Genomic DNA, 24,657 nt, shown 5'->3' on the forward strand with positions numbered 1-24,657 from the left:
TGCCTACCCGCAACCTCAGGCGGCGGCCGCGGTGGCGGTCACCAGGCACCAGCGGGAGGCGCGCTTCTGGACCGTCGCAGGTGCCTCGCCGGCCTTGCCGGTGAGCTCGCAGGAGAGCCAGGCGTCGCCGAAGAGGCCGCGGTAGACCACCTTCGGCTGCTTCTTCGCGTCGGTGCAGGTGAGGGCGACCGACGGCTTCCCGTACGCAGGAGTCGACGCGGCCTTGCAGCCCTTGGGCACGCTCTTGGTCATCTGGGTGGCCCAGTCCAGGGTGACCGGCGGGGCGAAGACCCAGGCTCGGGCCGAGGTGGCCGAGTTCTCCGGCCCGGTCCAGATGCAGCCGTACTCCTGCGAGACGTCGTTGACCTCGCCCGAGATGGCGGTCTGGTCGCCGTCGCCGTAGGCCTTCTTCTCGGCGGCGGCACCGCCGAGGGCCTCGGTCGCGTCCTTCGTCGGCACGCGGTCGCAGAACGCGCCGCGGCGTACGTGCATCTTGGTGGTGTCCGTGGTGCTCAGGTCGCCCTTCACCTCGGCGACCTCTGGCTCGTCGTCTTTCAGGGTGAGTACGCCGACCCCGACCGCGATCGCGGTGAGGACTACGGCACCGATGAGGATCCGGACTGCAGAGCGCACGCCGTCAGAGTACAGGGGCAGGTATCTCAGAGCCGAAGTGCTGAGCCCACCACCATTGCACTACCCTCGGTGCGGTGATCCGCTTCGAGAAGGTCAGCAAGGCCTACCCAGGGCAGGCGCGCCCCGCCCTCAACAGCCTTTCGATCGACATCCAGAAGGGGGAGTTCGTCTTCCTCGTGGGCCAATCCGGCTCAGGGAAGTCGACGGCGCTCAAGCTGATGCTGCGCGAGCAGCGCCCGACCACCGGCCGGGTCTACGTCGCCGGCAAGGAGATCAACCGGCTCGCCGGCTGGAAGGTGCCGCGGCTGCGCCGCCAGGTCGGCACGATCTTCCAGGACTTCCGCCTTCTGGCCAACAAGAACGTCGCCGAGAACGTCGCCTTCGCGATGCAGGTGACCGGCCACTCCAACCGCGAGATCCGGGAGCGCGTCCCGGAGACGCTCGAGCTGGTCGGTCTCGACGGCAAGGGCGACCGGATGCCCGACGAGCTCTCCGGTGGTGAGCAGCAGCGCGTGGCCGTCGCCCGCGCCTTCATCAACCGGCCGATGATCCTGATCGCCGACGAGCCGACCGGAAACCTCGACCCTGGCAATACCGTCGGCATCATGCGCCTGCTCGACCGCATCAACCGGTCCGGCACCACGATCGTGATGGCGACCCACGACGTCCAGATGGTCGACCAGATGCGCAAGCGCGTCATCGAGCTCGAGCACGGCCACCTCGTACGCGACCAGGTCCAGGGCGGCTACGGCGCTCAGTTCTGAGCCGGCCCTCTCACCTTTCGACCAGGTTCCACAACCAGAAAAGGTTCCTCGACCCGCCATGCAGCTGCGCTATGTATTCACCGAGCTCCGCCAGGGGCTACGCCGCAACCTGTCGATGCACGTCGCGGTGGCCCTGACGCTGCTCGTCTCGCTCACCCTCGCCGGCGTCGGCCTGCTGCTGCGTGAGCAGGCCCAGCTGACCGAGGAGGTCTGGGGCGACGAGCTGCAGATCACCTTCTACATGTGCAACGGCGCCAACGACCGCAACCCGCAGTGCGCCGGCGCCGTCGACGACAGCCAGAAGCAGGTCATCACCGACGCGCTCAAGGACAACAGGTACGTCGACAAGATCGAGGAGGAGAGCCAGGAGCAGGCCTACGAGCGGCTGCAGGCTCTCGACGTCGAAGGCGTCAGCGGTCCCGACCCGGTGGTCAAGTCCAGCGACATGTGGGAGTCCTACTGGGTCACGATGACCGACCCGCACCACTCCGCCGAGATCATCGAGGCGGTCGCCGGTCTGGACGGCATCGACCACGTGGGCGACGTCCACGAGGTCACCGGGCCCATCCTCGCCGCCGTCGACGGATTGCAGAGCGCGGCGCTGGTCGGCGCGATCGTGCTGGTCATCGCGGCCCTGCTGCTGGTCGCCAACACCATCCGGCTGGCAGCCTTCGCCCGACGTCGTGAGATCGGGATCATGCGACTGGTCGGTGCCTCGACCCTCTACATCGCGCTGCCGTTCCTCCTGGAGTCGCTCGTGGTGGCCCTGGTCGGGATCGGGCTGTCCGGGATCGCCCTGGCCGCGGTGATGTACTTCGGTGTCGAGCAGCGGCTCTCGTCCACCGCGGTGACCCAGTGGGTCGGCTGGGAGGAGTTCTTCAGCTCCTTCGCGATCGTCGCGATCCTCGGCATCCTGCTCACGCTCGTCCCGACACTCCTGCTCACCCGCAAATACATCAAGGTCTGACCCGGATCCCCTACCGTCGGGCCGTGCACTGCCCCCGTGTCCGCAGCCCCCGTGCCGGTTCGCTCGCCGCTGTGCTCAGTTGCGCCGTGGTGGCTGCCGTGCTGCTCTCGCCCACCCTTCCCTCCTCCGCCGACGAGAAGGACCGCCTCGAGCAGGAGCAGCGCGAGGTCCAGCAGGACCAGAAGGCCGCCGCCGAGGATCTCGAGCACTCCAGCGCCGGCCTCCGCAAGGCATCGGCGACGTACGCCGCGGCACGGAAGAAGCTCGATCAGGCCCAGACCCGTCTCGATGAGCTCAACGCCAAGCTCGTCGAGGTGCAGGCCGCTCACACCAAGCTCGAGGCCGAGCTCGCCGAGCAGAAGCTGCTGCTCGCCGAGGCGAAGCGGGAGCTCGCCGAGGGCCAGGCCGAGGTGAAGGCGCAGCGCGAGGAGATGCGCGACGCGATCCTGACCCGGTTCACCGGGGGAGACCCGCGGCTCGCCCAGGCGGCGGCGCTGCTCTCCGGAGGCTCCCTCGAGGACCTGATGCGCCAGCAGACGTACGTCGACGCGGCTTCGGCTGGTCAGGATGCCACCCTCCAGCGGATGGAGGCGACCGAGACGATGCTCGTCGTCCGCGAGGGCGAGGTGCAGGAGGCGACCGACGCGATCGCGGCCAAGGAGAAGAAGGCCCGGGAGCTGGTCGCCGAGGTCGACTCGCTCCGCGACCAGGCCGCCGCGGCCCACGCCGAGATGTCCACGCTCGCCGACCAGGCGGCCACCGCGAAGCAGTCGGCCGAGGCGGCCCGCGCGGCGGACGCCGCCGAGCTGCGCAAGCTCGAGTCCGAGGAGTCGGCGCTGCGTACGAAGATCCGGTCGCTCGCCTCGGCGGGCTCCGGCTCCGACCGCAACGTCGGGTCGGTCGGCGGGCTCTTCGGACCGCCGGTGACCGACACCTACGTCACCTCGCCCTACGGGATCCGCAAGCACCCGATCTACGGCTATGTCTCGCTGCACAACGGCACCGACTTCTCCGCGCCCTGCGGCCGCCCCCTGCTCGCGGTCGACTCGGGGCAGATCATCTCGACCTCGTACTCCAGCGTGTGGGGCAACCGCCTGCACCTGTATCTCGGCAAGGTCAACGGGCACTCCTACACCGCCGTCTACAACCACATCTCGAGCTACGCGAAGAGCTCAGGGACCGTCGGGCGCGGTGAGACCGTGGCGTACGCAGGCACCACCGGCTGGTCCACGGGCTGCCACCTGCACTTCACGATCCTGCGCGACGGCACTCCGGTCGACCCGGCACCACTGCTGGGCTGAATTCGGCGGCTGAGCCCTGGGGGGTATCGTCTCCTGCTCGTCCGGTCACCCCCCACTGCCACCGGAGGCAATGCTTTGCACCCCGCGCGACTCGGCGCCATCCGTCTGAGCCGTCCCCTGCTCGCGCTGCTCATCGGCTGCGTGCTCGCCGGGACGCTGATCACCCCGCTCGCCCGAGCCGACGACTCGCTCGATGACCAGCAGGAGCAGATCGAGAAGGAGAAGGAGGCGGCCCAGCACGCCGTCGAGCACTCCAGCGACGCCCTGCAGCGAGCCACCACGGCCCTGGCCACCGCCCAGAAGAGGCTGGCCGGCGCTCGGTCCCGGCTGAAGAAGACTGACCTACGCCTGCGGACGTCCGCCCGCGCACATCGACGCGCCGAGGCGTCCCTGGAGCGGCAGCGAGCCGTGCTCGAGGCCGCGCGTACGGACCTGCGCACCGCGCGGAAGCGGGCGAGCGATTCCCAGGAGGACCTGCGCGACACGATCCTGGAGGAGTTCACCGCCGTCGGCGACCCGCGGCTCCAGGAGTTCTCGGCGCTGCTCGAGGGGGCGACGCTGGAGGAGCTCATGCGGCGGCGCAACTACACCGACGCGGTGACCTCCTCGAAGGCCAGCACGCTGGACCGGCTGCGAGCAGGGGAGCGGCTGGTCGCCCGCCGCGAACGTGGCCAGCGACGGGCCACCGCGGCCGTGGCAGCCACCGAGAGGACCGCCGCCCACAAGGTCGCCGAGGTCAAGCGGCTCCGAGCCCGCGCGGCCGAGGCCCGCGACGAGATCGCCGCCCTCGTGACACGGACCGCGGCCGCCCGGACGAAGGCCGCCGAGCTGGCCGAGGAGGACCGCAAGGTCCTCGCCGAGCTCGAGAAGCAGGATGCCGCACTCAAGAAGAAGATCGCCGCCCTCGCCGAGGGCGCGCAGAACCGGACCGTCGACACGCTCGCGGGCATGTTGGCGATGCCGGTCGCGGACTCGTACGTCACCTCGCCCTACGGGATGCGCACCCACCCGACCACAGGGGAGTACAAGCTGCACGACGGGGTCGACCTGCACGCCCCCTGCGGCACGCCGCTGCGTGCCGCCGAGTCGGGCACGGTCATCGCGCAGGAGTGGAACGACGCGTACGGAAACCGCCTGCACCTCTTCCTCGGCAAGATCAACGGACACTCCTACACGGCCGTCTACAACCACCTCGAGGCGTACCGCAGCGCCGTCGACGACCCGGTCGCGCGCGGCGATGTCATCGGGCTCGCCGGGACGACCGGCTGGTCCACCGGGTGCCATCTGCACTTCATGATCCTGCGGGACGGCGAGATCATCGACCCGATGCCGCTGCTGGGTGTGTAGCCGGTTGTGCAACTGGGGGCCTAAACGTTTCGCGGTCATGACCCTGCGCCTGAGAGAATGGAGGAATGGCGAAGGAGCAGGGGCGCAAGATGATCGCGCAGAACAAGAAGGCGCGACACGACTATCACATCGAGGACACCTACGAGGCCGGCATGGTCTTGCAGGGCACCGAGGTGAAGTCGCTGCGTGAGGGTCGCGCCTCCCTGGTCGACGGCTTCATCGACATCGACCGTGGCGAGGCCTGGATCCACGGGATCCACATCCCGGAGTACCTGAACGGCACCTGGACCAACCACGCCGCCCGCCGCAAGCGCAAGCTGCTCCTGCACCGGGCCGAGATCGACAAGATCGAGCGCAAGGTCTCCGAGAAGGGACTCACCGTCGTCCCCCTCGCCCTCTACTTCCTCAACGGCCGCGCCAAGGTCGAGATCGGCGTCGCCAAGGGCAAGAAGTCGTGGGACAAGCGCAACACCATCGCCGAGCGTACGGCCAAGCGGGAGGCCGAGGTCGAGGTCGGCCGCAAGCTCAAGGGCATGACGGGTTGAGGGCTTCCCGGCCGGAATTAACCGAGTGGGGAATGTCGGCGGGGGCCTGTAGTGTTATGTCGTTGCCTGGTTGCAGGCGTTGAAAACTCAAAAGGGGCTGATCGGTTTCGACTTGGGACGTTGCTCCCAGGGGAAGCGGGTCGAGGAGCCAGCGTCATCTCGTAAACGATCGCTGGAAACCAATAACTGCCGACTCTAAGCGCAGTTCCTTCGCTCTCGCCGCCTGACGCGGTGATCGAAGCGTCTGACCGAGTATCCGTCTCCGGCTCGGATCCAGGCGTCATCTAGGAGACTCCACCTCATGCACGTGCCGACGGGGCATGAGGGACATCTAGTCGGCTGAGCCTGTCGGGGACGTGTCTGCGTCGAGCCCCGGGGATGAGAGAACGCCACCCACAGACTGCACCCGGAGAAGACCTGGCACGGCGCTCGAGGACCGGGGTTCGATTCCCCGCAGCTCCACGAACCTTTGGCCGACGTGTGCCCGCGCTTCGCGCGGGCCACGTCGGTTCGTCATTTTCAGGCGACGCTTCGCGTCGCGGCGGGGGCTTCGCCACCCGCACCCCCTGGTTCCGCTGGCTGGTGTTTCGCCGAGCGGAAGACTTCCGGTTGTTCATCTCCCTGGCGGGATGACTTCTCTTGCGTGCGCGATAGGGTTGTGAGGCGTACGTCACATGGAGGTAAGGATGTTCGAGGAAGGACAGCTCTACTCACCCGTCACCGTGGGCGAGGATGGGCAGGTCGAGGTGCATCTGGGGGACAACCACCCCGGGTTCGCAGACCAGGACTACCGGGCACGGCGGAGCGAGATCGCTGCCGCGGCGCTGGGTTGGAAGCCGGGGGACGCGGTTCCCCGGATCGACTACACCGAGACGGAGAACGAGATCTGGCGGACGGTGTGCCGGGAGATCGCACCGCTGCACGCGAAGTACGCCTGCCGCAACTACATCGCGGCCGTGGAGGCCCTCAACCTCCCGCAGGACCGGGTGCCACAGCTCGACGAGGTGAGCGCCGGCCTGAAGCCGCTGACGGGCTTCGAGTACGTCCCGGCCGCGGGGATCGTCCCGCTGGAGGAGTTCTACGGGAGCCTGGCCGACGGGCAGTTCCACTCGACGCAGTACCTGCGTCACCACGCCGTGCCGCTCTACACCCCGGAGCCCGACATCATCCACGAGGTGATCGGCCACGGGAACCTTCTCGCCGACCCTCAGGTCGCCGAGGTCAAGCGTCTCGCAGGTGCCGCCGCGCGTCGCGTCGAGACCAGGGAGGCGCTCCAGGTCGTGGCCGACGTCTTCTGGTTCACCATCGAGTTCGGCGTGCTCCGCGAGGACGGCGACCTGAAGGCCTACGGGGCCGGGCTGCTCTCGTCCTACGGCGAGATCGAGGAGATGCATGAGGTGGAGGTGCGTCCGATCGACTTCGCCCAGATGGCGACGGTCGACTACGACATCACCCACTACCAGCCGGTGCTCTTCGCGGCGGAGTCGTTCAGCCACATGGTCGATGAGGTCGGCAACTTCTTCGCGACCTGCGACGACGACACGCCACAGCGTCTCGGCGCCGTCTAGGCCGATTCGACCGGTTCCGAGGCGTTAGCCTCGGATGATGATCGACAGCTACCGAAACCGCGCGCTGGAGGCGGCGCTCGCCGCCGCCGACGCCGACGCGGTCGGTGCTGCGCTGCGTACGGGGCAGGTTGTCGTTCCCCAGCTCGACGAGGCCCGGATCAGGGTCTTTCCAGGGGATCGCGGCAACCGGCCACCGTATGAGGCGATGCTCTTCTCCTCCCAGGAGGCGCTGGAGAAGTTCCTCGCCGAGGACACCCGCCGGCGCGCGCAGCTGCGTAACGCCGACGGGCTGCGCGAGTTCCTCACCGCCAACATCGAGGAGATCGCGTACGTCACCTTTGACCCGGCCGGGCCGAACCAGTTCCGGGCGGGCATCAAGGACGTACTCAAGGCGATCGGCCCCAAGCCGCACGTCGACCTGCGGCTGCCGAAGGCGCAGGAGTGGTACGTGGTGGACATGTCCGACGAGGACGTACGCGACTACCAGCTCGCCGACCTGGCCGCCAAGGTCCTCCCGAAGGTGCAGCGGTCCAGGGTCGATCAGCCCGACTGGGCGCAGTGGATGACTGCCGCCAAGAACGCGGCCGCCGAGCAGGGCGCGGCGTTCCTGGCCTTCTGGCTGCAGCGGGTCGGGCGGCGCCCGGCCGGGCTGGCGGTCGCGCTGAGCCGGCCGGCTCCGTTCGGCATGGTGCGGCACCCGCTGCAGGCCGAGACCACGACGGTGGGGGAGCGGTGGGTGGCCTCGCCCGACCGGCTCTACGAGTCGCGGCTGATCTACTCCTTCCCGCACCCCGACCTCGCCGACGTGGCCCTGCCGACCGTCGACCTCGTGGTCGCAACGCTGTCGTGGGGAGACGAGTCGTGAGCTGCGTCTTCTGCGACGTCGTCGCCGGTGACCTGGCGGCCGAGGTGGTCTTCGAGGACGAGAGCTTTCTCGCCTTCCTCGACCATCGGCCGGTCCAGAAGGGCCACATCCTGATGGTGCCCAGACAGCATCTCGCCACACTCCTCGATCTCCCTCCTGACCTGCACGAACGCTTCGTTGGCAACGCCCAGCGCCTGGCCGCCGCAGTCGTGGACGGGCTCGGCGCCCAAGGCAGCTTCGTCGCGGTCAACAACGTGGTCAGCCAGTCCGTCCCACACCTTCACCTCCACGTCGTCCCGCGAACCCGCGGCGACGGCCTCAAGGGCTTCTTCTGGCCCCGCCACAAATACAAGGACGGCGAACAGAAGGAGTACGCCGACCGGCTCCGCGCCGTGCTCGGCTGAGTCGGGGCCGAGTTCACCGAGGCGTACGGCTTCGGCCATCAAGAGGTCGGGGCGAGGTCGGCGGCGACCGATTCACTCGAGATCAGTTGTTGTCCACTGATCCCGGGAGTGCGCAATGTCGCTGTCGTCCGTCGCGTCCAAAACCTTCACCTCCGCACTGGCCGGCGTCGCGCTGGCAGCAGGCACGATGATCGTTCCGGTGGCGGTCAACGCCGTCGAGGCCAACCGGGCCGACGACATCACCGTCACCGCTCACCGCGGGGCGAGCGCGTACGCGCCGGAGAACACCCTCGCCGCCTTCGCCGTCGGCATCGAGCAGCGCGCCGACTGGATCGAGTCGGACGTGCAGGCCACCAAGGACGGCGAGCTCGTGCTGATGCACGACACCACCTTGTCGCGCACCACCGATGTCGAGCAGCGCTTCCCCGGCCGCTCGCCGTGGAACGTCAAGGACTTCACCCTCGCCGAGATCAAGACGCTGGACGCCGGCTCCTGGTTCAGCGAGAAGTTCGCCGGCGAGCCGGTGCCGACGCTGAAGGAGATGGTCGAGCAGGTACGGCCGACGCGGTCCGGGATCCTGATGGAGCTCAAGTCGCCGGCGCTCTACCCCGGCATCGAGAAGAAGGTCGCGGCCGAGTTCGACTCCTTCCCCGGCTACGTCCCCGCAGCGGTGGCCGCCGGCCGCCTCGCCGTGCAGAGCTTCGACTTCGACTCGATGAAGACCTACAAGAGCGTCCAGCCCGAGGTGCCGGTCGGCCTGCTAGGCACCCCGGCCTACGCCGACCTGGACAGCTACACCTGGGCCGACCAGATCAACCCGCACTTCGGCTCCTTCGACGCGGGCTACGTCGCTCGGGTGCACGCGCTCGGCATGCACATCCACTCCTGGACGGTCAACGACGCCGCCACGATGAGCTCCGTCCTGGACCGCGGTGTCGACGGGATCATCACCAACAACCCGGATGTGCTCCGCGAAGTGATCGCAGGGCGGCGTACGCCGTCCCTGGACTTGGGCGACGCCGCCTGAGTCGTTTCGGCAGATCGTCACGCGACGTTCACCGCACACCGGCCCCTGAGACTCCCGGGGCCGGTGTGATCGGGGCATGACCACGCTGAACCCCACTCGCATGCGTACTCTCGCGCTTGCCGCCGCCGCGGCGCTCGCCGCCGGGACCGTTCTGGTCTCGCACCCCGCCTCCGCGACGGCCACCACCACGACCGCCGTCCAGGCGGCCAAGCACAAGCAGGCCGAGCCGATCGTCTTCGGTCACCGCGGTGCCTCCGGCTACCGGCCCGAGCACACCCTGGCGGCGTACGACCTGGCCATCCAGCAGGGTGCCGACTTCATCGAGCCCGACGTGGTCTCGACCAAGGACGGCGTGCTCGTCGCCCGCCACGAGAACGAGATCTCCGGTACGACAGACGTCGCCGACCACTCTGAGTTCGCGGGTCGGAAGACCACCAAGACCATCGACGGCAACGCGCTGACCGGCTGGTTCACCGAGGACTTCACCCTCGCCGAGCTGAAGACACTGCGCGCCAAGGAGCGCATCCCGGGCGACCGCCCGGCCAACACCGCGTACAACGGCCTCTACGAGGTGCCGACCCTCGACGAGGTGCTCGACCTGGTCGATGCCAAGGAGGCCGAGACCGGCCGCACCATCGGCGTCGCCCCGGAGACCAAGCACCCGACGTACTTCGACTCCATCGGTCTCTCGCTGGAGGAGCCGCTCGCGAAGAGCCTCAAGAGCCACGGCCTCGGCGGCAAGCGCGCCGCGGCGGTGATCCAGTCCTTCGAGGTCAGCAACCTCAAGGACCTCAACCGCATGGTCGACACCCCGCTGGTGCAGCTGATCGACTTCGGCGGTGCGCCGTACGACCAGGTGGTGGCCGGGACCGGCGTGACCAACGACTACCTGGTCACCAACAAGGGGCTGCGAGGCATCAAGCGGTACGCCGACCAGGTGGCGCCGTACAAGTTCTACTTCATCCCGCGCAACGCCGACAGCACCCTGGGCGAGCCCACCGACCTCGCCGACCGCGCCCAGCGCGTCGGGCTGCCGACCGTCATCTGGACCATGCGCGCCGAGAACAAGTACCTCCCGACCGAGTGCCGCGTCGGCACCGACCCGATCGCGATCGGCGATCTCGGCTGCGAGGTCGGTCCCTACCTCGACGCCGGTGTCGACGCGTTCTTCACCGACCACCCCGACCTGGGCGTGGCTGCGCGCGACGCCTGGGTTACCAAGCAGTAGACCCCTGAAGACAAGACGTACGGCCCTCGCTATTGTCGGCGGGGGCCGCACGTGTTCGTGGGCCTCGTCACAACCAAAGGAGTTTGAGTCATGGGTCGTTTCGACGGACGCGTCGCAGTCATCACCGGTGCAGCGCGCGGGATCGGTTTCGGAGTCGCCACGCGTTTCGCCGAGGAGGGTGCCTCGGTCGCGATCATCGACCTCGACGAGGCCGCCGCTGCTGAAGCTGCCGCCAAGCTTCCGCTGGCCGAGGGTGCCAAGTCGGTCGGCATCGGCGCCAACGTCGCCAAGGCCGAGGACACCGAGGCCGCGGTCGCGCGCATCGTCGAGGAGCTCGGCGGCCTGCACATCCTGATGAACAACGCCGGCATCACCCGCGACAACCTGCTCTTCAAGATGACCGAGGACGACTGGGACCTGGTCATGAACGTCCACCTCAAGGGCCACTTCCTGATGTCGAAGGCCGCGCAGGCGGTCTTCGTGAAGCAGAAGTACGGCAAGATCATCAACGTCTCCTCCACCTCGGCCCTGGGCAACCGCGGCCAGGCGAACTACTCGGCCGCCAAGATGGGCGTGCAGGGCTTCACCCGCACCCTCGCGCTCGAGCTCGGCCCGTTCGGCGTCAACGTGAACGCCATCGCGCCGGGGTTCATCGCCACCGAGATGACCGACCAGACCGCGGCCCGCCTCGGGCTCGACGTGGACGACTTCCGCAAGCTCTCGGCCGACGCCAACCCGGTCAAGCGCGTCGGCGAGCCCGCCGACATCGCCGCCGCCGCGGCCTTCCTGGCCAGCGACGAGGCCTCCTACATCACCGGCCAGACGCTGTACGTCGACGGCGGCGCCACCGTCGCCTGAGCCTTCGACGAAGAGAACCCCGGGCGCGGGCCCGTTGAGCGCAACGATTACCGTCTGTCACTCGTCTTGGTACTGAGCCGATGCAGATGGAGATTGATGATGCGTACGTCCCGCCCGGGGTTCTTCCTGCGAGCAGCGGCGACGCTGGCCGCCGCGGGTCTGGTCTTGACCGGCTGTGGCTCCTCGGAGGAGCCGTCGGATGCGAAGCCGTCGCCGTCCGCGCCCGCTGAGCCCGACCACGAGCCGCTGACGGGCGTCGAGCTCCCCGAGGGGCAGACCGCCGCGCGCAAGCACCCCGCCTACATCGTCAAGATCGACAACACCGCGGCCAGCGACCCGCAGTACGGTCTCGCCAAGGCCGACATGGTCGTCCAGGAGCTGGTCGAGGGCGGCGTGACCCGGTTGGCCGTCGCGTACTACTCCCAGCTTCCCAAGGAGGCCGGTCCGGTCCGCTCGATGCGGGCGACCGACGCCGGGATCGCCGCGCCGATCGATGCCAAGATCCTGACCAGCGGCGCGGCCCCGTACACCTTCGCGCAGCTGAAGAAGCACGACATCTCGTGGATCGACATGTCCACCCCCTACGTCGTACGCGACACCAGCAAGCCCCACGACTTCCTGCACAGCGTGGTCGGCAAGGTCGCGAAGGTCGGCAACGCGGCCGCGAAGGACGGCAAGGCGAAGCGGCCCGGCGACTTCATGCCCTGGGGCGACGCGACCACCAAGCTGACCGGTGGCAAGCCCGCCAAGGCCGTCGACGTGAAGTTCTCCCAGGCGCGCACCGACAACTGGGTCTTCAAGGGTGGCAAGTACCGCCTGCAGAACAACTACATGTCCAAGAGCGGCCAGTTCCTCGCCGACACCGTCGTGGTCGCGCAGACCAAGACCACCATCGCCCCCTACAAGGACCCGGGCGGCGCGATCGTGCCGGTCTCGCACTTCACCGGCAGGGGCAAGGCGTGGATCCTGCGCGCCGGCCAGATCGTCGAGGCGACCTGGGTGAAGAAGGGCGAGAAGGGCGCGGTGACGTTCACCGACGCCAGCGGCGCCGCGATCGAGATCCCGCCGGGCAAGGTCTGGCTGGACCTGATCCCGAAGGGCAACGGCCAGGTCGAGCCCGGTGGCGTGATCGTCAAGTAGTGCGCAGAGATCGGGCGATCTCTTAGCGCATGTCCTCTACCTTGACGCCCTGCTTGGCCAGGGTCTGGACCCCGGTCAGCAGGTAGGTCACGGCCAGCTCGATGCGCTCGGCCGCGTCCTCTGGGTCGCTGGCTTCGGTGACGGACTCGCCGGCCGCCGACATCGCTCCGAAGAAGAGCCGGGCGAAGGTCGCGACCATCTCGTCGTCGACGGTCCGGTCACCGGCCCGCAGGACGGCGGCGACGATGTCCTCGACGACGGTGAACGTGGAGCGCTCCTCCTGCTCGCGGTAGCGCTGGTAGCCGAGAACCGCGGGCCCCTCCTGCACGACGATGCGGCGGTAGGTGGGCTGCTGGACGGCCTCCAGGAACGTACGCAGCCCGGCTCGTGCCTGCTCCCAGGGGTCCTTCGTCTCGCGCATGGCGGCGTCGATGCTCTGCGCGGTGGCGGCCTCAACCTTCTCGAAGACGACCTCGTAGAGCGCCTGCTTGCCGCTGAAGTGGTGGTAGAGCGCGCCCTTCGTGACCTCGGCCCCGGCCACGATGGCGTCCAGCGAGGTGCTCGCGTAGCCGTGCTCCGTGAAAAGCCGCTCGGCGACCTCGACGAGCGTCTTCTTGGTCGAGGCGGAGAACTGCTGCCTCCGTGACATCCCCGGCACCGACGGAAGCGGAGGAACCTTGGGGACGAGCTTGCTCACGGACGACTTTGCCACTCGTCCACTCTAACGGCCGTGTTCGGAATCACCGTCCCAGGTGTTGGCCATACCGTCGGTATGTCCAATACTATAGGTACGTACTCACAGTATGTGAGTGCTCACCTTCCGCAAGGAGCCGACAAATGAGCTGGACCAGCCATCACAAGCGCGGGGAGATCCTCCGCGGCGTGGTCGCCGTCATCGACGAGCGTCGAGACGGCCTGCTGCCCATGGATCTTCCTGGCGTCACCGAAACCTTCGCCGACGAGCTCGACCTGCTCGCCGCCCTGCAGCTGCGCTGGCACACCCGCCTGTCGGGCCGCATCGAGACCGAGCTCGCCAACCAGCCGATGGACCTCGAGGATGCCGTCGTCCGGGCCTGGCACGGCGCTGCCGACGACCTGCCCGGCATCCGCACGGTCCTCGACCGCTACCACGCCCTTCCTGTCGACGAGGCGATGGCCATCGCGCTGGCCAAGTCGCAGGCCAAGGAGCATCTGACCCTCGCGGTCATGGCCGGCCGTGGCGCGTTCGCCGACGGCGAGTGCGTACGTCTCGGCTCGATGATCGAGGCGCGTGCCCGTGCCGAGTACGTGCCGGCCGTCGAGGTCGTCGAGCGCGGGCCCTTCGCCGGCCTCGTCGACATGTTCCGAGCGGTCCGCTCTGCAGCCTGACCTGCTGACGGCCGTCTGAACCAAGGCCCCGGGCGCCGGTGCGCTCCCTCCCGCGGACTCCCTCCGCACCTCCCTAAGTGCCGGCCCCGGGGCCTTTTCCTGTCTCGTTCCGATCGGCGGGCTTTGTTGGTTTCTTGTTGCGGCTGACGTGACCCAGGTGATGCGATCATGGCGTCATGACGGAGCAGAAGGACGTACGCGCCGGGCGGCTGCTGGTAGCCACCCCGGAGCTTCGCGACCCCAACTTCGTCGACACCGTTGTGCTCCTGATCGAGGTCAACGATGACGGAGCGCTGGGCGTGGTGCTGAACCGTCCCTCGCCCGTGCCGGTCGCCGAGGTGCTGCATCCGTGGGCGACCTCCGTCGCCGATCCCGACGTCCTCTTCCAGGGCGGCCCGGTGAGCAAGGACGCCGCGATCGCGGTCGCGCTCCTGGTCGACGCAGAGGACCCGCCATTGGGTTTCCGGCCCGTGGTCGGGCGCCTCGGGCTGCTCGACCTCGACACGCCTGTCGAGCTCGTCGACGGCACCTTGTCGCGGCTGCGGATCTTCGCCGGATACGCCGGCTGGGGCGCTGCCCAGCTCCAGGGCGAGGTGGACGAAGGGTCCTGGTACGTCGTCGACAGCGAGCCGTACGACTCCTTCCTCGACGACGTGAGCTCGATGTGGGCCGCGGTGCTCCGTCGGCAGCCCGGTGAGCTGGCCTTCCACGCCACGCGACCGCCCGATCCGGAACTCAACTAGAAGACCAGTAGACTGGGCGGCATGGGCATCCTGGGATTCGGCACGAAAGAAGCCCTCAAGGAACGGGAGGACATCCGCGAGCAGGACGTCCCCACCGAGGAGGGTGACCACGACCGCTACTCCCATTACGTGGAGAAGGACAAGCTGACCGAGGCGATGGTCATGGGCACGCCCGTGGTCGCGCTGTGCGGCAAGGTGTGGGTGCCGAGCCGCGACGGGTCCAAGTTCCCGGTCTGCCCCGACTGCAAAGAGATCTTCGAGGGGATGCCGCCGAGCGGCGGCGAGGGCGACGACGAGTGAGTCGCGCCGACCTTCCCGGCGCACTCACACCCGCGTGGCCCAACAAGGCCGCTTGGGGAACTGCGACCAAGCTGCGTGCTTGGCAGCAGGAGGCGCTGTCCAAATACCTGACCGAACAGCCCCGTGACTACCTCGCCGTCGCGACGCCCGGCGCCGGGAAGACGACCTTCGCGCTGACCGTCGCCGCCGAGCTCCTCGGCCGCAGGCTGATCGACCGGGTCACCATCGTCGCGCCCACCGAGCACCTCAAGGTCCAGTGGGCCGAGGCGGCCGCGCGGGCCGGGATCGCGATCGACCCGACCTACTCGGCCGGACAGGGCAAGACCTCGGCCGACTACGTCGGGATCGCGGTGACGTACGCCGGGGTGGCGGTCAACCCGCTCGCGATGCGGATCCGCACCGAGAGGTTCAAGACTCTGGTGATCCTCGACGAGGTGCACCACGCCGGTGACGCGCTCTCGTGGGGCGAGGGAGTTCGGGAGGCCTTCGAGCCGGCCGCACGGCGACTGGCGCTGACCGGTACGCCGTTCCGCTCCGACACCAACCCGATCCCGTTCGTCACCTACGCACCGGGCGACGACGGGATCCCGCGCTCGGCGGCCGACTACACCTACGGCTACGCCGAGGCGCTGCGCGACCACGTCGTCCGGCCGGTGCTGTTCATGGCCTACTCCGGACAGATGCAGTGGCGCACCCGCGCCGGCGACGAGATCGCGGCCCACCTCGGCGAACCCCTGACCAAGGACCTGACCTCGCAGGCGCTGCGGACCGCGCTGGACCCCGCCGGGTCGTGGATCCCGTCGGTGCTCGCGGCCGCCGACAAGCGCCTGACCGAGGTACGCCGCCACGTCCCGGACGCGGGCGGGCTCGTCATCGCCACCGACCAGGACTCGGCTCGCTCCTACGCCAAGACGCTGAAGACCATCACCGGGCAGAGCGCGACCGTGGTGCTCTCAGACGAGAAGGCCGGCTCGAAGAAGATCGCCAAGTTCTCCGAGTCCGACGACCGCTGGATGGTCGCGGTCCGGATGGTCTCCGAGGGCGTCGACGTGCCCCGGCTCGCGGTCGGGGTCTACGCGACCACCACCTCCACGCCGCTCTTCTTCGCGCAGGCGGTGGGGCGCTTCGTACGTGCTCGCACTCGGGGTGAGACCGCCTCCGTCTTCCTGCCGTCGGTCCCGAACCTGCTCGGCTTCGCCTCCGAGCTGGAGCTGCAGCGCGACCACGTGCTCGGCAAGAAGGTCACCAGCGAGGACGACATCTTCGCCGCCGAGGATGCGCTGATGGCCGCGGCCAACGCCGAGGAGGGCGCCTCCGAGGAGGAGCTCGGAGCCTGGGAGGCCATGGGCTCCGAGGCGCGCTTCGACCGGGTGCTCTTCGACGGTGGCGAGTTCGGCCACTCCGGTGAGGTGCACGTCGGCTCCGAGGAAGAGATGGACTTCCTCGGCATCCCAGGCCTGCTCGACACCGACCAGATGAAAACCCTGCTCCAGCAGCGGCAGAGCGACCGGGCGCGCAAACAGAAGTCCGCCTCGGCACCAGTCGCGGCCGACGAGCCCGTCGCCGCTGTCGCCGCCCACGAGCAGCTCGCCGTGCTCCGTCGTGAGCTCAACGGCCTGGTCGCCGCCTGGCACCACCGCACCAAGACGCCCCACGGCGTCACCCACAACCGGCTCCGCAAGGAGTGCGGTGGCCCGCCCGCCGCGGTCGCCAACGCCGACCAGCTCAAGGCCCGCATCGACACCCTGCGTGACTGGGCCGCGCGAGGCTCTGCCTGAATCGCCGAGTCGGCTCATCCTGACCGAAATTCCTGCCGAGTCGGCTCGTCAAGACGAGCCGACTCGGCGTCGGAACTGGTCAGGATGAGCCGACTCGGCGTGAGGGGTGAGGAGTCGGGCACACTGTCTGCCGTGAGGACGCGATGACAGCGCTCGAGATCGCCGTGACGTCGGTGGCCGGCGCGCTTGCCGCGCGGGCGGCTGGGGCGACCCGGGTCGAGCTCTGCTCTGCGCTCGAGGTCGGCGGGGTCACCCCGTCGCAGGGGCTGGTCGAGGGAGTCCTCGACGAGGTCGGCGGCGTCGACGCCGATGACGGCTGGCAGGGCGTACACGTGCTCGTCCGGCCTCGGCCAGGCGGGTTCGGCTACTCGCTCGAGGAGCGCCAGCTCATGCGGCGCGAGGTCGAGACGGTCCTGGAGGCCGGAGCCGACGGGATCGTGATCGGCGCGCTCACCCCGGAGGGGGAGCCCGACGTGGAGCTGGTCCGGCAGCTGGCGGATATGGCCGCTGCGTACGAGGCGACGGTGACGTTCCACCGGGCGATCGACCTCAGTGCGGACCCGGTCGCGGCGGTCCGGGCACTGGACGGCGTGGTCGACCGGGTGCTGACCTCAGGAGGCGCGCCGGCTGCCGCAGGGGCCGCGACTCTCGCCGAGATGGTTGCGGTCGGCGGGCCGGACGTACTGGCCGGAGGGGGCGTGACCGTGGACGCGATCAGGGCGCTCGCGGCGCTCGGCGTCGAGGGCGTGCATCTCTCGGCCAAGCGACGGGTTGTCACGACCGGCCGGGTGGCGCTGGGCGTCGCCGACGACGGCGGTCACTGGATGACAGATCCCGATGTGGTCGCAGCCGCCGCTGCCGCGCTCGTCTAGGCGTTCGGGGAGTCGCCCTCGACCAGGTCCCGCAGCACGGCGACGGCGCCCTCGAGATCGGCCTGGGTGCGGTGACGCGACTCCAGCCGCTCGGCGATGAGGTGGGAGATGCGCTCACGTACGTCAGCGAGATCGGCGCGGCCGGCGTCGGTCAGGGTCACCAGGCTCGCCCGCGCATCGGCGGGGTTGGGCTCCTTGCTGACCAGGCCGGTCTCGACCAGCTGGGCGATCTGGGCCGACATGGTCGGCTGCGAGCAGCCGTCGGCGCGGGCCAGGTCGGTGATGCCGAGCGGTCCGATGGCGTCGAGGATCGTGAGGACCCGGACGCTGGCCGGAAGGTCGAGCGCTCGGCGGACCAAGCGCATGAGGCGCGCCGCGTAGACGACGAGGTCGCTGGAGAGGTCCAGGGTTTTCGCCGAAGCGGAGCCCGAGGCATTCGAGGTCGCCGAAGCGGAGCCCGAGGCGGTCGGGGCTTCCGAGGGAAGCAGCTGCTGTGAAGGCATCGATCGGAATCCAGAGTTGGGGGTTGCGGCGCAGTGAACGGGTGGAGACTATCTGAGAATGACTACGGAACGGCACACCTGGATCGCGTTCCTGCGCGCCATCAACCTCGGCGCGACCCGGAAATTCCCGAAGCAGGCGATCTCCGCCGCCGTGGTGAGGGCGGGCGGAACCGACGTCGAGACCTACATCAACACGGGCAACGTACGCTTCGACCACCCGGTCGGCGACCGGGCCGAGATGGAGGCGATCCTGGAGGAGGCCTTCGCCGCCGACCGCTTCTTCGAGGTGCCGACGATCTGCGTGACGCCCGCCGAGCTGAAGGTGATCGCCAACGACGCCGCGGCGGTCGGGATGGGGCACGAGGGCAAGCAGTTCGTCTTCCTGTGCAAGGAGCTCACCGACTCCGGCTCCCGGGACGCGCTGGTAGCTCGGGCCGGGGAGGGTGAGCGGGTCTATGTCATCGGCCGCGCCGTGCACCTGCTCACCGAGAGCTTCCAGCAGACGAAGATCACCAACGCCGTCGTCGAGCGCCACATCGCCATCAGCACCAACCGCAACATCAACGTGATCCGTACCCTCGCCGACAAGTGGGCCTGAGGCCTACTGCGCCTCGATGCGGTCGAGGTAGGCCCGGCGTACGTCTGAGTCGACCCGGGTGATGGCGGCGTCGTCGTGGACGGCTCGGCGGAGCAGCCGCATCACCGGCTCGGGGACGAGCGGGGCGCTGTTGGCGGCGAGGCCGACGTAGGACGGGACGGCGATCTCGGCCGCCCGGCTGCGTACCGATCTCACCACCGCGGCCGCGATGTCTTCGGGGTCGACGGCCGGGAGGACGCCGAGGTCGATACCGGAGGAGAGCTCGGTGCGTACGGCACTCGGCAGCACCGTGGTGAGCGAGACCCCGGTGCCCTCGAGCTCGAGCCGGGTGGCGGCGCTGAGGCCGACGACGGCGTACTTGCTGGCGTTGTAGACGGCCAGGCCCTTGAGTGGGAACTTGCCCGCCAGCGAGGCGACGTTGACGACATGGCCGTGGCCGCGCGCGATCATTCCGGGCAGCACGAGACGCATGCCGTGGATGACGCCGTAGACGTTGACCTCCATGGTCAGCCGGTCGATCCGGTCCTCCTGGTCGAGGAACGAGCCGTTCGGCATCACCCCTGCGTTGTTGACCAGGACGTCGACCGGCCGGCCGTGCGCCTCCTCCGCGGCGGCGAGGAAATCGGCGTAGGACTGCTTGTCGGTGACGTCGAGCCGATGGCCGCTGGCGCTCTCGCCGAGGCTGGCCGCCGCCTCCCGCACCAGTGCGTCGTCGAGGTCGCCGAGGGCGACCCGCGCGCCGGCTGCGACGAACTCCTTCGCCGTGGCGAGGCCGATGCCGCGCGCGGCTCCGGTGATGGCGACCAATGCGCCGTAGAGGTCGATCCTGGGGTAGCGGGTCATGCGGGAACCTCCTCCGTCTCGTGGACCGTCACTTCGAAGTCGGCCGGGTCGAACCGGCTGATCCGGCGGACCAGCTCGCCGGTGGACCACGGCCAGGAGAAGCTGTTGCGGCCGTTGGCATCGATGAAGTAGCTGTGGCAGGACGCGCCGCTGTAGGCGGTGCCGGCGAGCGCGGCCTGGACCTCCTCGACGTACGCGGCCTGGGCCTGCGGGCTGACGTCGAGCGTCGCCCAGCCCTGTGTGTGGGCGGTCGTGATGGCCTCGGTGATCATCGCGACCTGCGACTCGGCGACGGCGAAGGCCGAGCCGTGACCGGTGCCGAGGCTCGGCCCGAGCACCACGAACGCGTTCGGGAAGCCGGTGACCGAGGTGCCCTGGTACGCCTCGGGGGAGCCGGCCCAGTGCTCGGCGAGCGTGCGGCCGTCGGCGCCGCGGATCAGGTCGGCGACCGGCATGTCGAGGATGTGGAAGCCGGTGCCGAGGATGATCGCGTCGACCTCCGCCGTGCTGCCGTCGGTGCCGATCACGGTCGCGCCCTCGACCCGCTCGACGCCGGTCGCGTGGACCTCGACGTTCGGCTTCGTCAGCGACTGGAGGTAGTTGTTGGAGAAGAGGATGCGCTTGCAGCCGATCAGGTAGTCGGGCGTCAGCTTCGCCCGTAGGTCCTTGTCCCGGACGGCGGCGCGCAGGTAGGCCCGGCCGACCTGCTGCAGGCCCTGCATGAGCGGCTGCGGGCGACGGAAGGCGATGCCGACGGCCTCCATGGCGGCGTACTCGACCGCGCCGAGCGCCTTCTCGAAGAAGGGCACGTTGTGTTTGACCCATTTCTCGGCGTCCGGCACGGGATGGTCGACCTTGGGCAGCACCCAGTGGGCGGTGCGCTGGAAGAGGTGCAGGTCGGCGACCTGCTTCTGGACCTCCGGCACGAACTGGACCGCCGACGCGCCGGTGCCGATCACGGCCACTCGCTTGCCGTCGAGGTCGACATCGTGGTTCCACCGGGCTGAGTGCCAGACCTCGCCGGGGAAGTCGGCCAGACCGGGCAGGTCGGGGATCTTCGGCTCGTTCCACGGGCCGGCGGCGGCGACCAGGAAGCGAGTGGTGATCTCGCCCTCGCTGGTGTCCAGGTGCCACCCTGCGGCCTCGGCGTTCCAGGTCGCGCCGCGGACCTCGACCCCGAAGCGAGTGATGTCCTCGAGGCCGCGATCCCGGGCCACGTCGTCGATGTAGGCGAGGATCTCCGGCTGGTTGCCGTAGACCCGTGACCAGTCGCTGTTGGGCGCGAACGAGAAGGAGTAGAGGTTGGACGGTACGTCGCATGCGCACCCCGGATAGGTGTTGGCCCGCCAGGTGCCACCGTAGGTGTCGGCCTTCTCGAGGATGACGACATCCTCGACGCCCGCCTCGCGCAGCTTGATCGCGGCCGCGATGCCGGAGATGCCGGCGCCGATGACGACGACCTCGTGGTGGGTGCTCATGCGGTTGCTCCTTCGCTGGTCGAGCCTGTCGAGATCGCCGCCGCGACGCGGCCGGGGACGTGTCGGCGGGCCGCGGCGAGGGTGGCCTCGCGGCGGCCGAGATCCATGAAGTTGGGGCCCATCGCGGCCAGCTCCTGGGCACCGGGCTCGACCCGGACGACGCGTACGCCGGCCTTCCGAAGCAGCGCGACCTCGCGGTCGAGCACGGTGGTCATCTGGGAGCGCAGCAGGCGTTCGATCCGGTCCAGGCCACGGGCGGGTACGCCACCCTCGGTGGTCATCGGGGCGACCACGACCACCTCGTCGACCGCTTGGCCCAGGAGGAGGTCGGCCGAGACCGAGGAGACGGCACCTCCGTCCACGTAGCGACGGCCCGCGATCTCGACCGGCGGGAACCAGCCGGGGATCGCCCAGGATGCGGCGACGGCCGCGCCCAGGGTGGCCGCGGGAGCGTCCGCGGAGCCGAGTGCGACCCTCTCGCCGGTGGCAGCGTCCGCCGCGACCAGCCAGGTCGCGGGGTGATCGACCCAGGCCTCAGAGCCGGCCAGCGCGTCGCCGTACGCCCTCAGCCAGGTGGCGTCGCCGCGGCCGCGGGGGAGCAGGCCGGCGAGCGCGCTGTAGGGCGAGCGGCGGGAGAGGCCGGGGCGGACCAGGCCGAGCGCGGGCAGCGCGGGAGCCGGCACCGGTGGCACGGTGCCGGGATGGGCGGCCACGTGGGCCGCCAGGACGGAGTCGGCGCTAGGCACCCCGTCGAGCGCGTCGAGCAGGTCCTGCGGCGTACGGCCGGACCCGAGGGCGGCGACGATCTCCGAGCCCGCGGAGGTGCCGACGAGGACGTCGGCGGTGCGTACGTCCCAGTCCAGGGCGTCCTCGAGGACGCGGAGGGCGACGGCCGTCCAGGCGAAACCGAGGGTGCCGCCGCAGCCGATGGCGAGTGCGCGTCGAGTCATATTCGGATACTAACGGTATTTGAATACCGACGGTAGCCCGAACTGGTAAGATCTGGCCCGTGGGCCGGATCACGCGCAAGGAGTCGCACGCGCAGACGCGTGAGCGACTCATCGAGACCGCGCACGGGCTGTTCCTCTCGGACGGCTACAACGCGACCTCGCTCGACAAGGTCGCCACCGCGGCCGGCTTCTCGAAGGGCGCGGTCTACTCGAACTTCTCCACCAAGCACGAGCTCGGCCTCGCCGTGCTCGATGTGATCCATCGGGAGCGGGCCCTGTCGCTGGCGGACGCCGTCAGCGGCGTCGACACCGTCGAGGGCCGGATCGACGCCTTCGCGACGTGGGCCGAGGCCAACATCGGCGACGTCGGCTGGACCGCGCTCGAGGTCGAGTTCGCGACCAGCACCCGCCGGGTCCAAGGGGTGAGCCAGCAGCTCGCTGCCCGGCGCCGCGAGCTCACCGCGGCCGTCGCCGGCCTCATCGAGCAGCAGGCCGCCGACCTCGGCCTCACGCTGCCCGCACCGGCCGAGGAGGCCGCTGTCCAGCTGCTCTCCCTCGGCATCGGGCTCGGCGTACAGCGCGCGTTCGACCCCGACCTCTCGGTCACCAGCCTGGTCGACCTGCTGCGCTCGCTGCTGGAGAGCGCGAAACCTGCTTCCTAGTGCGCCGGGCCTAGTGCGCCGGGGCGCCGTTGCGCTCGGGGGAGGGGAAGGAGACCCGGTTCAGGCGGCGTACGGCAGGGCTCAACAGGGTCGCCAGCGAGATCACCACGTAGGCGATGCCGGCGATCGCGAGCATGTTCTCGATCCCGTACGCAGCGGCCAGCGGCCCCATCGCCAGCTGTCCGACGGGGATGGCGATATAGGTGCCGAGCTGGTCGTAGGAGGACGCCCGGGAGAGCAGCTCGCTGGGGACGTTCTCCTGCATCGAGAGCTGCCAGCCGAGGCTGAAGACCTGGATGCCGGCGCCGGAGAGGGCGGCCGCGGGCAACAGCACCGCGAGGTCGGTGGAGAAGCCGAGAGCGGCGATCGGCAGCCCGAACAGGGCCATGCCGATCATGCCGTAGAAGAGCGGCCGCTCGAGCCGGACCTTCATCAGCACGAGCGTCGCGGCGAGCACGCCGATCCCCTGGAAGGTCAGGATCAGCCCCCAGCCGCCCGCGCCAAGCCCTGAGCCCTCGGCCCGCTGCGGGCCGAGCGTGAGGAGTCCACCCTCGTAGAGCGCGTTGAGCATGGTCGCGGCGCCGACGCAGAGCCACAGCCAGCTCGTCGAGCGGAAGTAGTCCCAGCCCAGGCGCAGATCGCCGATGACCGAGGCCTTGCCGACCACGCCGCTGATCTTGACCGGCAGCAGCAGCAGTGCCGCGATGATCCAGGTGGCGGCGTCGAGCGCGAGCGCCCAGCCCGCGCCGACGCTGAGGACGAGCAGGCCGGCGGTGCCGGGACCGGCGACCGCGACGATCGCGCGGGTCAGCGACATCAGCACGTTGGCCTCCTGCAGCATGGTGCGAGGCACCACGAGCGGGATGATCCCCTGCTGGGCAGGCAGGCCGGCGGCGGAGACGATGCCGTTGAGCGCGGAGAGCGCGATCAGGTGCCACAGCTCGGCGACACCGGCGATGACGAGGACGGCGACGACCGCCTGGCTCAGCCCCGAGACCAGGTTGGAGGCGAACAGGATCCGGGCTCGGCCCATCCGGTCGGCGAGCACGCCGCCGATGAGCATGAAGACGATCATCGGGATGGTGCGAGCCGCGAGGACGGCGCCGATCGCGATCGGCGCGTCACTCACCTCCAGGACCGCGAAGGCCAGGGCGACGGGCGCCATGAAGTTGCCCACCAGGTTGATGGAGCGGGATGCGAAGAACCAGCGGAAGTGGGGTTCGCGAAGTGGGGCTGTCGCCGAGATCCGAGCCATTCGAGAGAGAATAGACCTTTGGGTGATTTCTATCTGCCCCAAATTCCCGATTCTGTCACGAGACCGTTATCCCGGCCGAGCGCATCTCCTCGATGGCGGCCGAGGTGCTCGCCGCCGCCACGCCCGCGGCCAGATCGGAGAGCAGCGTGGTGTGGAAACCGGCGGCTCGGGCGTCGAGCGCGGTGGCACGCACGCAGTAGTCGGTCGCCAGCCCGCACACGTCGACCTCCTCGACCCCGCGGGCCCGGAGCCAGTCGATCAGGGTGGCCCCGCCGGTGGCCGCGCCCTCGAAGCCGGAGTAGGCCGCGGCGTACTCACCCTTGCGGAAGATCTCGTCGAAGGTGACCGGATCGAGGTTGGGGTGGAAGGCCTCGCCGTCGGTGCCGACTACGCAGTGCGCCGGCCAGGAGTCGACGTAGTCCGGCGGGTTACCGAAGTGGTCGCCCGGGTCGATGTGGTGGTCCTTCGTCGCCACCACCAGCCCGTACGTCTGGTCCGGCTCCTTGCTCGCCGCCCGCTCGCGCAGCAGCTGACCGATGTCGTAGGCCACCCGGGCCCCGCCGTCGACCGGCATGGACCCGCCCTCGCAGAAGTCGTTCTGTACGTCGACCACGATCAGTGCACGCGTCATGCCCGTCAGCCTAGACCGGCCTCACGAGA

27 protein-coding genes and 1 other RNA gene are annotated in these 24,657 nt (G+C 69.4%); 20 read left to right on the forward strand and 8 right to left on the reverse strand.

Going from position 1 to position 24,657, the window contains the following annotated elements; all coding sequences use genetic code 11:
• Nucleotides 1-15: 15 nt before the first annotated feature.
• Nucleotides 16-633 (reverse strand): hypothetical protein, encoded by a 618-nt coding sequence (locus AB0F44_RS06055; RefSeq protein WP_357353623.1) that lies wholly within the window; start codon nucleotides 631-633, stop codon nucleotides 16-18.
• A 74-nt stretch (nucleotides 634-707) separates the two neighbouring features.
• On the opposite strand from AB0F44_RS06055, the gene ftsE reads away from it, so the two are divergent.
• The 13 genes from ftsE (at nucleotide 708) to AB0F44_RS06120 (ending at nucleotide 12,647) form a co-directional block, all read left to right on the forward strand.
• Nucleotides 708-1,397, forward strand: coding sequence for a cell division ATP-binding protein FtsE (ftsE, locus tag AB0F44_RS06060; protein WP_008358693.1), 690 nt, complete (start codon nucleotides 708-710; stop codon nucleotides 1,395-1,397).
• Between the two features lie 58 nt (nucleotides 1,398-1,455).
• A complete protein-coding gene (ftsX, locus tag AB0F44_RS06065) occupies nucleotides 1,456-2,364 on the forward strand; it encodes a permease-like cell division protein FtsX (RefSeq protein WP_357353625.1) in 909 nt (302 codons plus the stop codon).
• 23 nt (nucleotides 2,365-2,387) lie between these two features.
• Nucleotides 2,388-3,665, forward strand: a complete 1,278-nt coding sequence (locus AB0F44_RS06070) for a peptidoglycan DD-metalloendopeptidase family protein (protein WP_357353627.1) — start codon at nucleotides 2,388-2,390, stop codon at nucleotides 3,663-3,665.
• A gap of 75 nt (nucleotides 3,666-3,740) precedes the next feature.
• Nucleotides 3,741-5,012 carry a peptidoglycan DD-metalloendopeptidase family protein gene (locus AB0F44_RS06075; RefSeq protein WP_357353629.1) on the forward strand — a complete coding sequence of 424 codons (1,272 nt, stop codon included), beginning with the start codon at nucleotides 3,741-3,743 and terminating at the stop codon, nucleotides 5,010-5,012.
• A gap of 65 nt (nucleotides 5,013-5,077) precedes the next feature.
• Entirely contained in the window at nucleotides 5,078-5,557 is a 480-nt protein-coding gene (gene smpB, locus AB0F44_RS06080; protein ID WP_350664157.1) for an SsrA-binding protein SmpB, read from the forward strand.
• Nucleotides 5,558-5,650: 93 nt separating this feature from the next.
• Nucleotides 5,651-6,022: a transfer-messenger RNA gene (ssrA, locus tag AB0F44_RS06085) on the forward strand.
• 221 nt (nucleotides 6,023-6,243) lie between these two features.
• Nucleotides 6,244-7,125 (forward strand): phenylalanine 4-monooxygenase, encoded by an 882-nt coding sequence (locus tag AB0F44_RS06090; protein WP_357353631.1) that lies wholly within the window; start codon nucleotides 6,244-6,246, stop codon nucleotides 7,123-7,125.
• Between the two features lie 37 nt (nucleotides 7,126-7,162).
• Nucleotides 7,163-7,990, forward strand: a complete 828-nt coding sequence (locus AB0F44_RS06095) for a hypothetical protein (protein ID WP_357353633.1) — start codon at nucleotides 7,163-7,165, stop codon at nucleotides 7,988-7,990.
• Nucleotides 7,987-8,394 (forward strand): HIT family protein, encoded by a 408-nt coding sequence (locus AB0F44_RS06100; protein ID WP_357353634.1) that lies wholly within the window; start codon nucleotides 7,987-7,989, stop codon nucleotides 8,392-8,394. The genes AB0F44_RS06095 and AB0F44_RS06100 overlap by 4 nt, the downstream gene beginning before the upstream one ends.
• 115 nt (nucleotides 8,395-8,509) lie before the next feature.
• On the forward strand, nucleotides 8,510-9,421 hold the full coding sequence (locus AB0F44_RS06105; RefSeq protein WP_357353635.1) for a glycerophosphodiester phosphodiesterase family protein: 912 nt from the start codon (nucleotides 8,510-8,512) through the stop codon (nucleotides 9,419-9,421).
• Nucleotides 9,422-9,497: 76 nt separating this feature from the next.
• On the forward strand, nucleotides 9,498-10,649 hold the full coding sequence (locus tag AB0F44_RS06110; RefSeq protein WP_357353637.1) for a glycerophosphodiester phosphodiesterase: 1,152 nt from the start codon (nucleotides 9,498-9,500) through the stop codon (nucleotides 10,647-10,649).
• Nucleotides 10,650-10,739: 90 nt separating this feature from the next.
• Nucleotides 10,740-11,507 (forward strand): 3-oxoacyl-ACP reductase FabG, encoded by a 768-nt coding sequence (gene fabG, locus AB0F44_RS06115; protein WP_355226015.1) that lies wholly within the window; start codon nucleotides 10,740-10,742, stop codon nucleotides 11,505-11,507.
• 99 nt (nucleotides 11,508-11,606) lie between these two features.
• Nucleotides 11,607-12,647, forward strand: coding sequence for a DUF3048 domain-containing protein (locus AB0F44_RS06120; RefSeq protein WP_357353640.1), 1,041 nt, complete (start codon nucleotides 11,607-11,609; stop codon nucleotides 12,645-12,647).
• Between the two features lie 22 nt (nucleotides 12,648-12,669).
• Here the strand turns inward: AB0F44_RS06120 and AB0F44_RS06125 are convergent, their stop codons facing one another.
• Complete coding sequence (locus AB0F44_RS06125; RefSeq protein WP_350664140.1) at nucleotides 12,670-13,359, reverse strand: TetR/AcrR family transcriptional regulator; 690 nt, start codon at nucleotides 13,357-13,359, stop codon at nucleotides 12,670-12,672.
• Between the two features lie 125 nt (nucleotides 13,360-13,484).
• On the opposite strand from AB0F44_RS06125, the gene AB0F44_RS06130 reads away from it, so the two are divergent.
• From AB0F44_RS06130 to AB0F44_RS06150, 5 genes are all read left to right on the forward strand, one after another.
• A complete protein-coding gene (locus AB0F44_RS06130) occupies nucleotides 13,485-14,015 on the forward strand; it encodes a hypothetical protein (RefSeq protein ID WP_357353642.1) in 531 nt (176 codons plus the stop codon).
• Nucleotides 14,016-14,191: 176 nt separating this feature from the next.
• Nucleotides 14,192-14,758, forward strand: coding sequence for a YqgE/AlgH family protein (locus AB0F44_RS06135; RefSeq protein WP_350664136.1), 567 nt, complete (start codon nucleotides 14,192-14,194; stop codon nucleotides 14,756-14,758).
• Nucleotides 14,759-14,779: 21 nt separating this feature from the next.
• Complete coding sequence (locus AB0F44_RS06140; protein WP_141803520.1) at nucleotides 14,780-15,058, forward strand: DUF3039 domain-containing protein; 279 nt, start codon at nucleotides 14,780-14,782, stop codon at nucleotides 15,056-15,058.
• Nucleotides 15,055-16,836: a DEAD/DEAH box helicase gene (locus AB0F44_RS06145; RefSeq protein ID WP_357353644.1), complete on the forward strand. Its 1,782-nt coding sequence runs from the start codon at nucleotides 15,055-15,057 to the stop codon at nucleotides 16,834-16,836. Before AB0F44_RS06140 ends, AB0F44_RS06145 begins: the two co-directional genes overlap by 4 nt.
• Nucleotides 16,837-16,979: 143 nt before the next feature.
• Complete coding sequence (locus AB0F44_RS06150) at nucleotides 16,980-17,708, forward strand: copper homeostasis protein CutC (protein WP_357353646.1); 729 nt, start codon at nucleotides 16,980-16,982, stop codon at nucleotides 17,706-17,708.
• Here the strand turns inward: AB0F44_RS06150 and AB0F44_RS06155 are convergent.
• A complete protein-coding gene (locus tag AB0F44_RS06155; protein WP_357353648.1) occupies nucleotides 17,705-18,211 on the reverse strand; it encodes a MarR family transcriptional regulator in 507 nt (168 codons plus the stop codon). The two genes, AB0F44_RS06150 and AB0F44_RS06155, sit on opposite strands and share 4 nt — an antisense overlap.
• A 58-nt stretch (nucleotides 18,212-18,269) precedes the next feature.
• Here AB0F44_RS06155 and AB0F44_RS06160 point away from each other — a divergent pair, with 58 nt between their 5' ends.
• A complete protein-coding gene (locus tag AB0F44_RS06160; RefSeq protein ID WP_357353650.1) occupies nucleotides 18,270-18,809 on the forward strand; it encodes a DUF1697 domain-containing protein in 540 nt (179 codons plus the stop codon).
• Nucleotides 18,810-18,812: 3 nt separating this feature from the next.
• On the opposite strand, the gene AB0F44_RS06165 is transcribed toward AB0F44_RS06160, so the two are convergent.
• From AB0F44_RS06165 to AB0F44_RS06175, 3 genes are read right to left on the reverse strand one after another with little or no spacing between them, the layout of a single operon-like run.
• On the reverse strand, nucleotides 18,813-19,652 hold the full coding sequence (locus tag AB0F44_RS06165) for an SDR family oxidoreductase (protein ID WP_357353652.1): 840 nt from the start codon (nucleotides 19,650-19,652) through the stop codon (nucleotides 18,813-18,815).
• Nucleotides 19,649-21,130, reverse strand: coding sequence for an NAD(P)/FAD-dependent oxidoreductase (locus AB0F44_RS06170; protein ID WP_357353654.1), 1,482 nt, complete (start codon nucleotides 21,128-21,130; stop codon nucleotides 19,649-19,651). The genes AB0F44_RS06165 and AB0F44_RS06170 overlap by 4 nt, the downstream gene beginning before the upstream one ends.
• Nucleotides 21,127-22,080: a patatin-like phospholipase family protein gene (locus AB0F44_RS06175; protein ID WP_357353656.1), complete on the reverse strand. Its 954-nt coding sequence runs from the start codon at nucleotides 22,078-22,080 to the stop codon at nucleotides 21,127-21,129. Before AB0F44_RS06175 ends, AB0F44_RS06170 begins: the two co-directional genes overlap by 4 nt.
• A gap of 59 nt (nucleotides 22,081-22,139) precedes the next feature.
• Between AB0F44_RS06175 and AB0F44_RS06180 the strand changes: the two genes are divergently transcribed.
• A complete protein-coding gene (locus AB0F44_RS06180) occupies nucleotides 22,140-22,742 on the forward strand; it encodes a TetR/AcrR family transcriptional regulator (protein ID WP_357353658.1) in 603 nt (200 codons plus the stop codon).
• Between the two features lie 10 nt (nucleotides 22,743-22,752).
• Here the strand turns inward: AB0F44_RS06180 and AB0F44_RS06185 are convergent, their stop codons facing one another.
• Nucleotides 22,753-23,997, reverse strand: coding sequence for an MFS transporter (locus AB0F44_RS06185; protein WP_357353659.1), 1,245 nt, complete (start codon nucleotides 23,995-23,997; stop codon nucleotides 22,753-22,755).
• Between the two features lie 55 nt (nucleotides 23,998-24,052).
• Nucleotides 24,053-24,628: an isochorismatase family protein gene (locus AB0F44_RS06190; RefSeq protein ID WP_357353661.1), complete on the reverse strand. Its 576-nt coding sequence runs from the start codon at nucleotides 24,626-24,628 to the stop codon at nucleotides 24,053-24,055.
• Nucleotides 24,629-24,657 lie beyond the last annotated feature (29 nt).

It is taken from the genome of Nocardioides sp. NPDC023903 (assembly GCF_040639295.1).
GTDB lineage: Bacteria > Actinomycetota > Actinomycetes > Propionibacteriales > Nocardioidaceae > Nocardioides.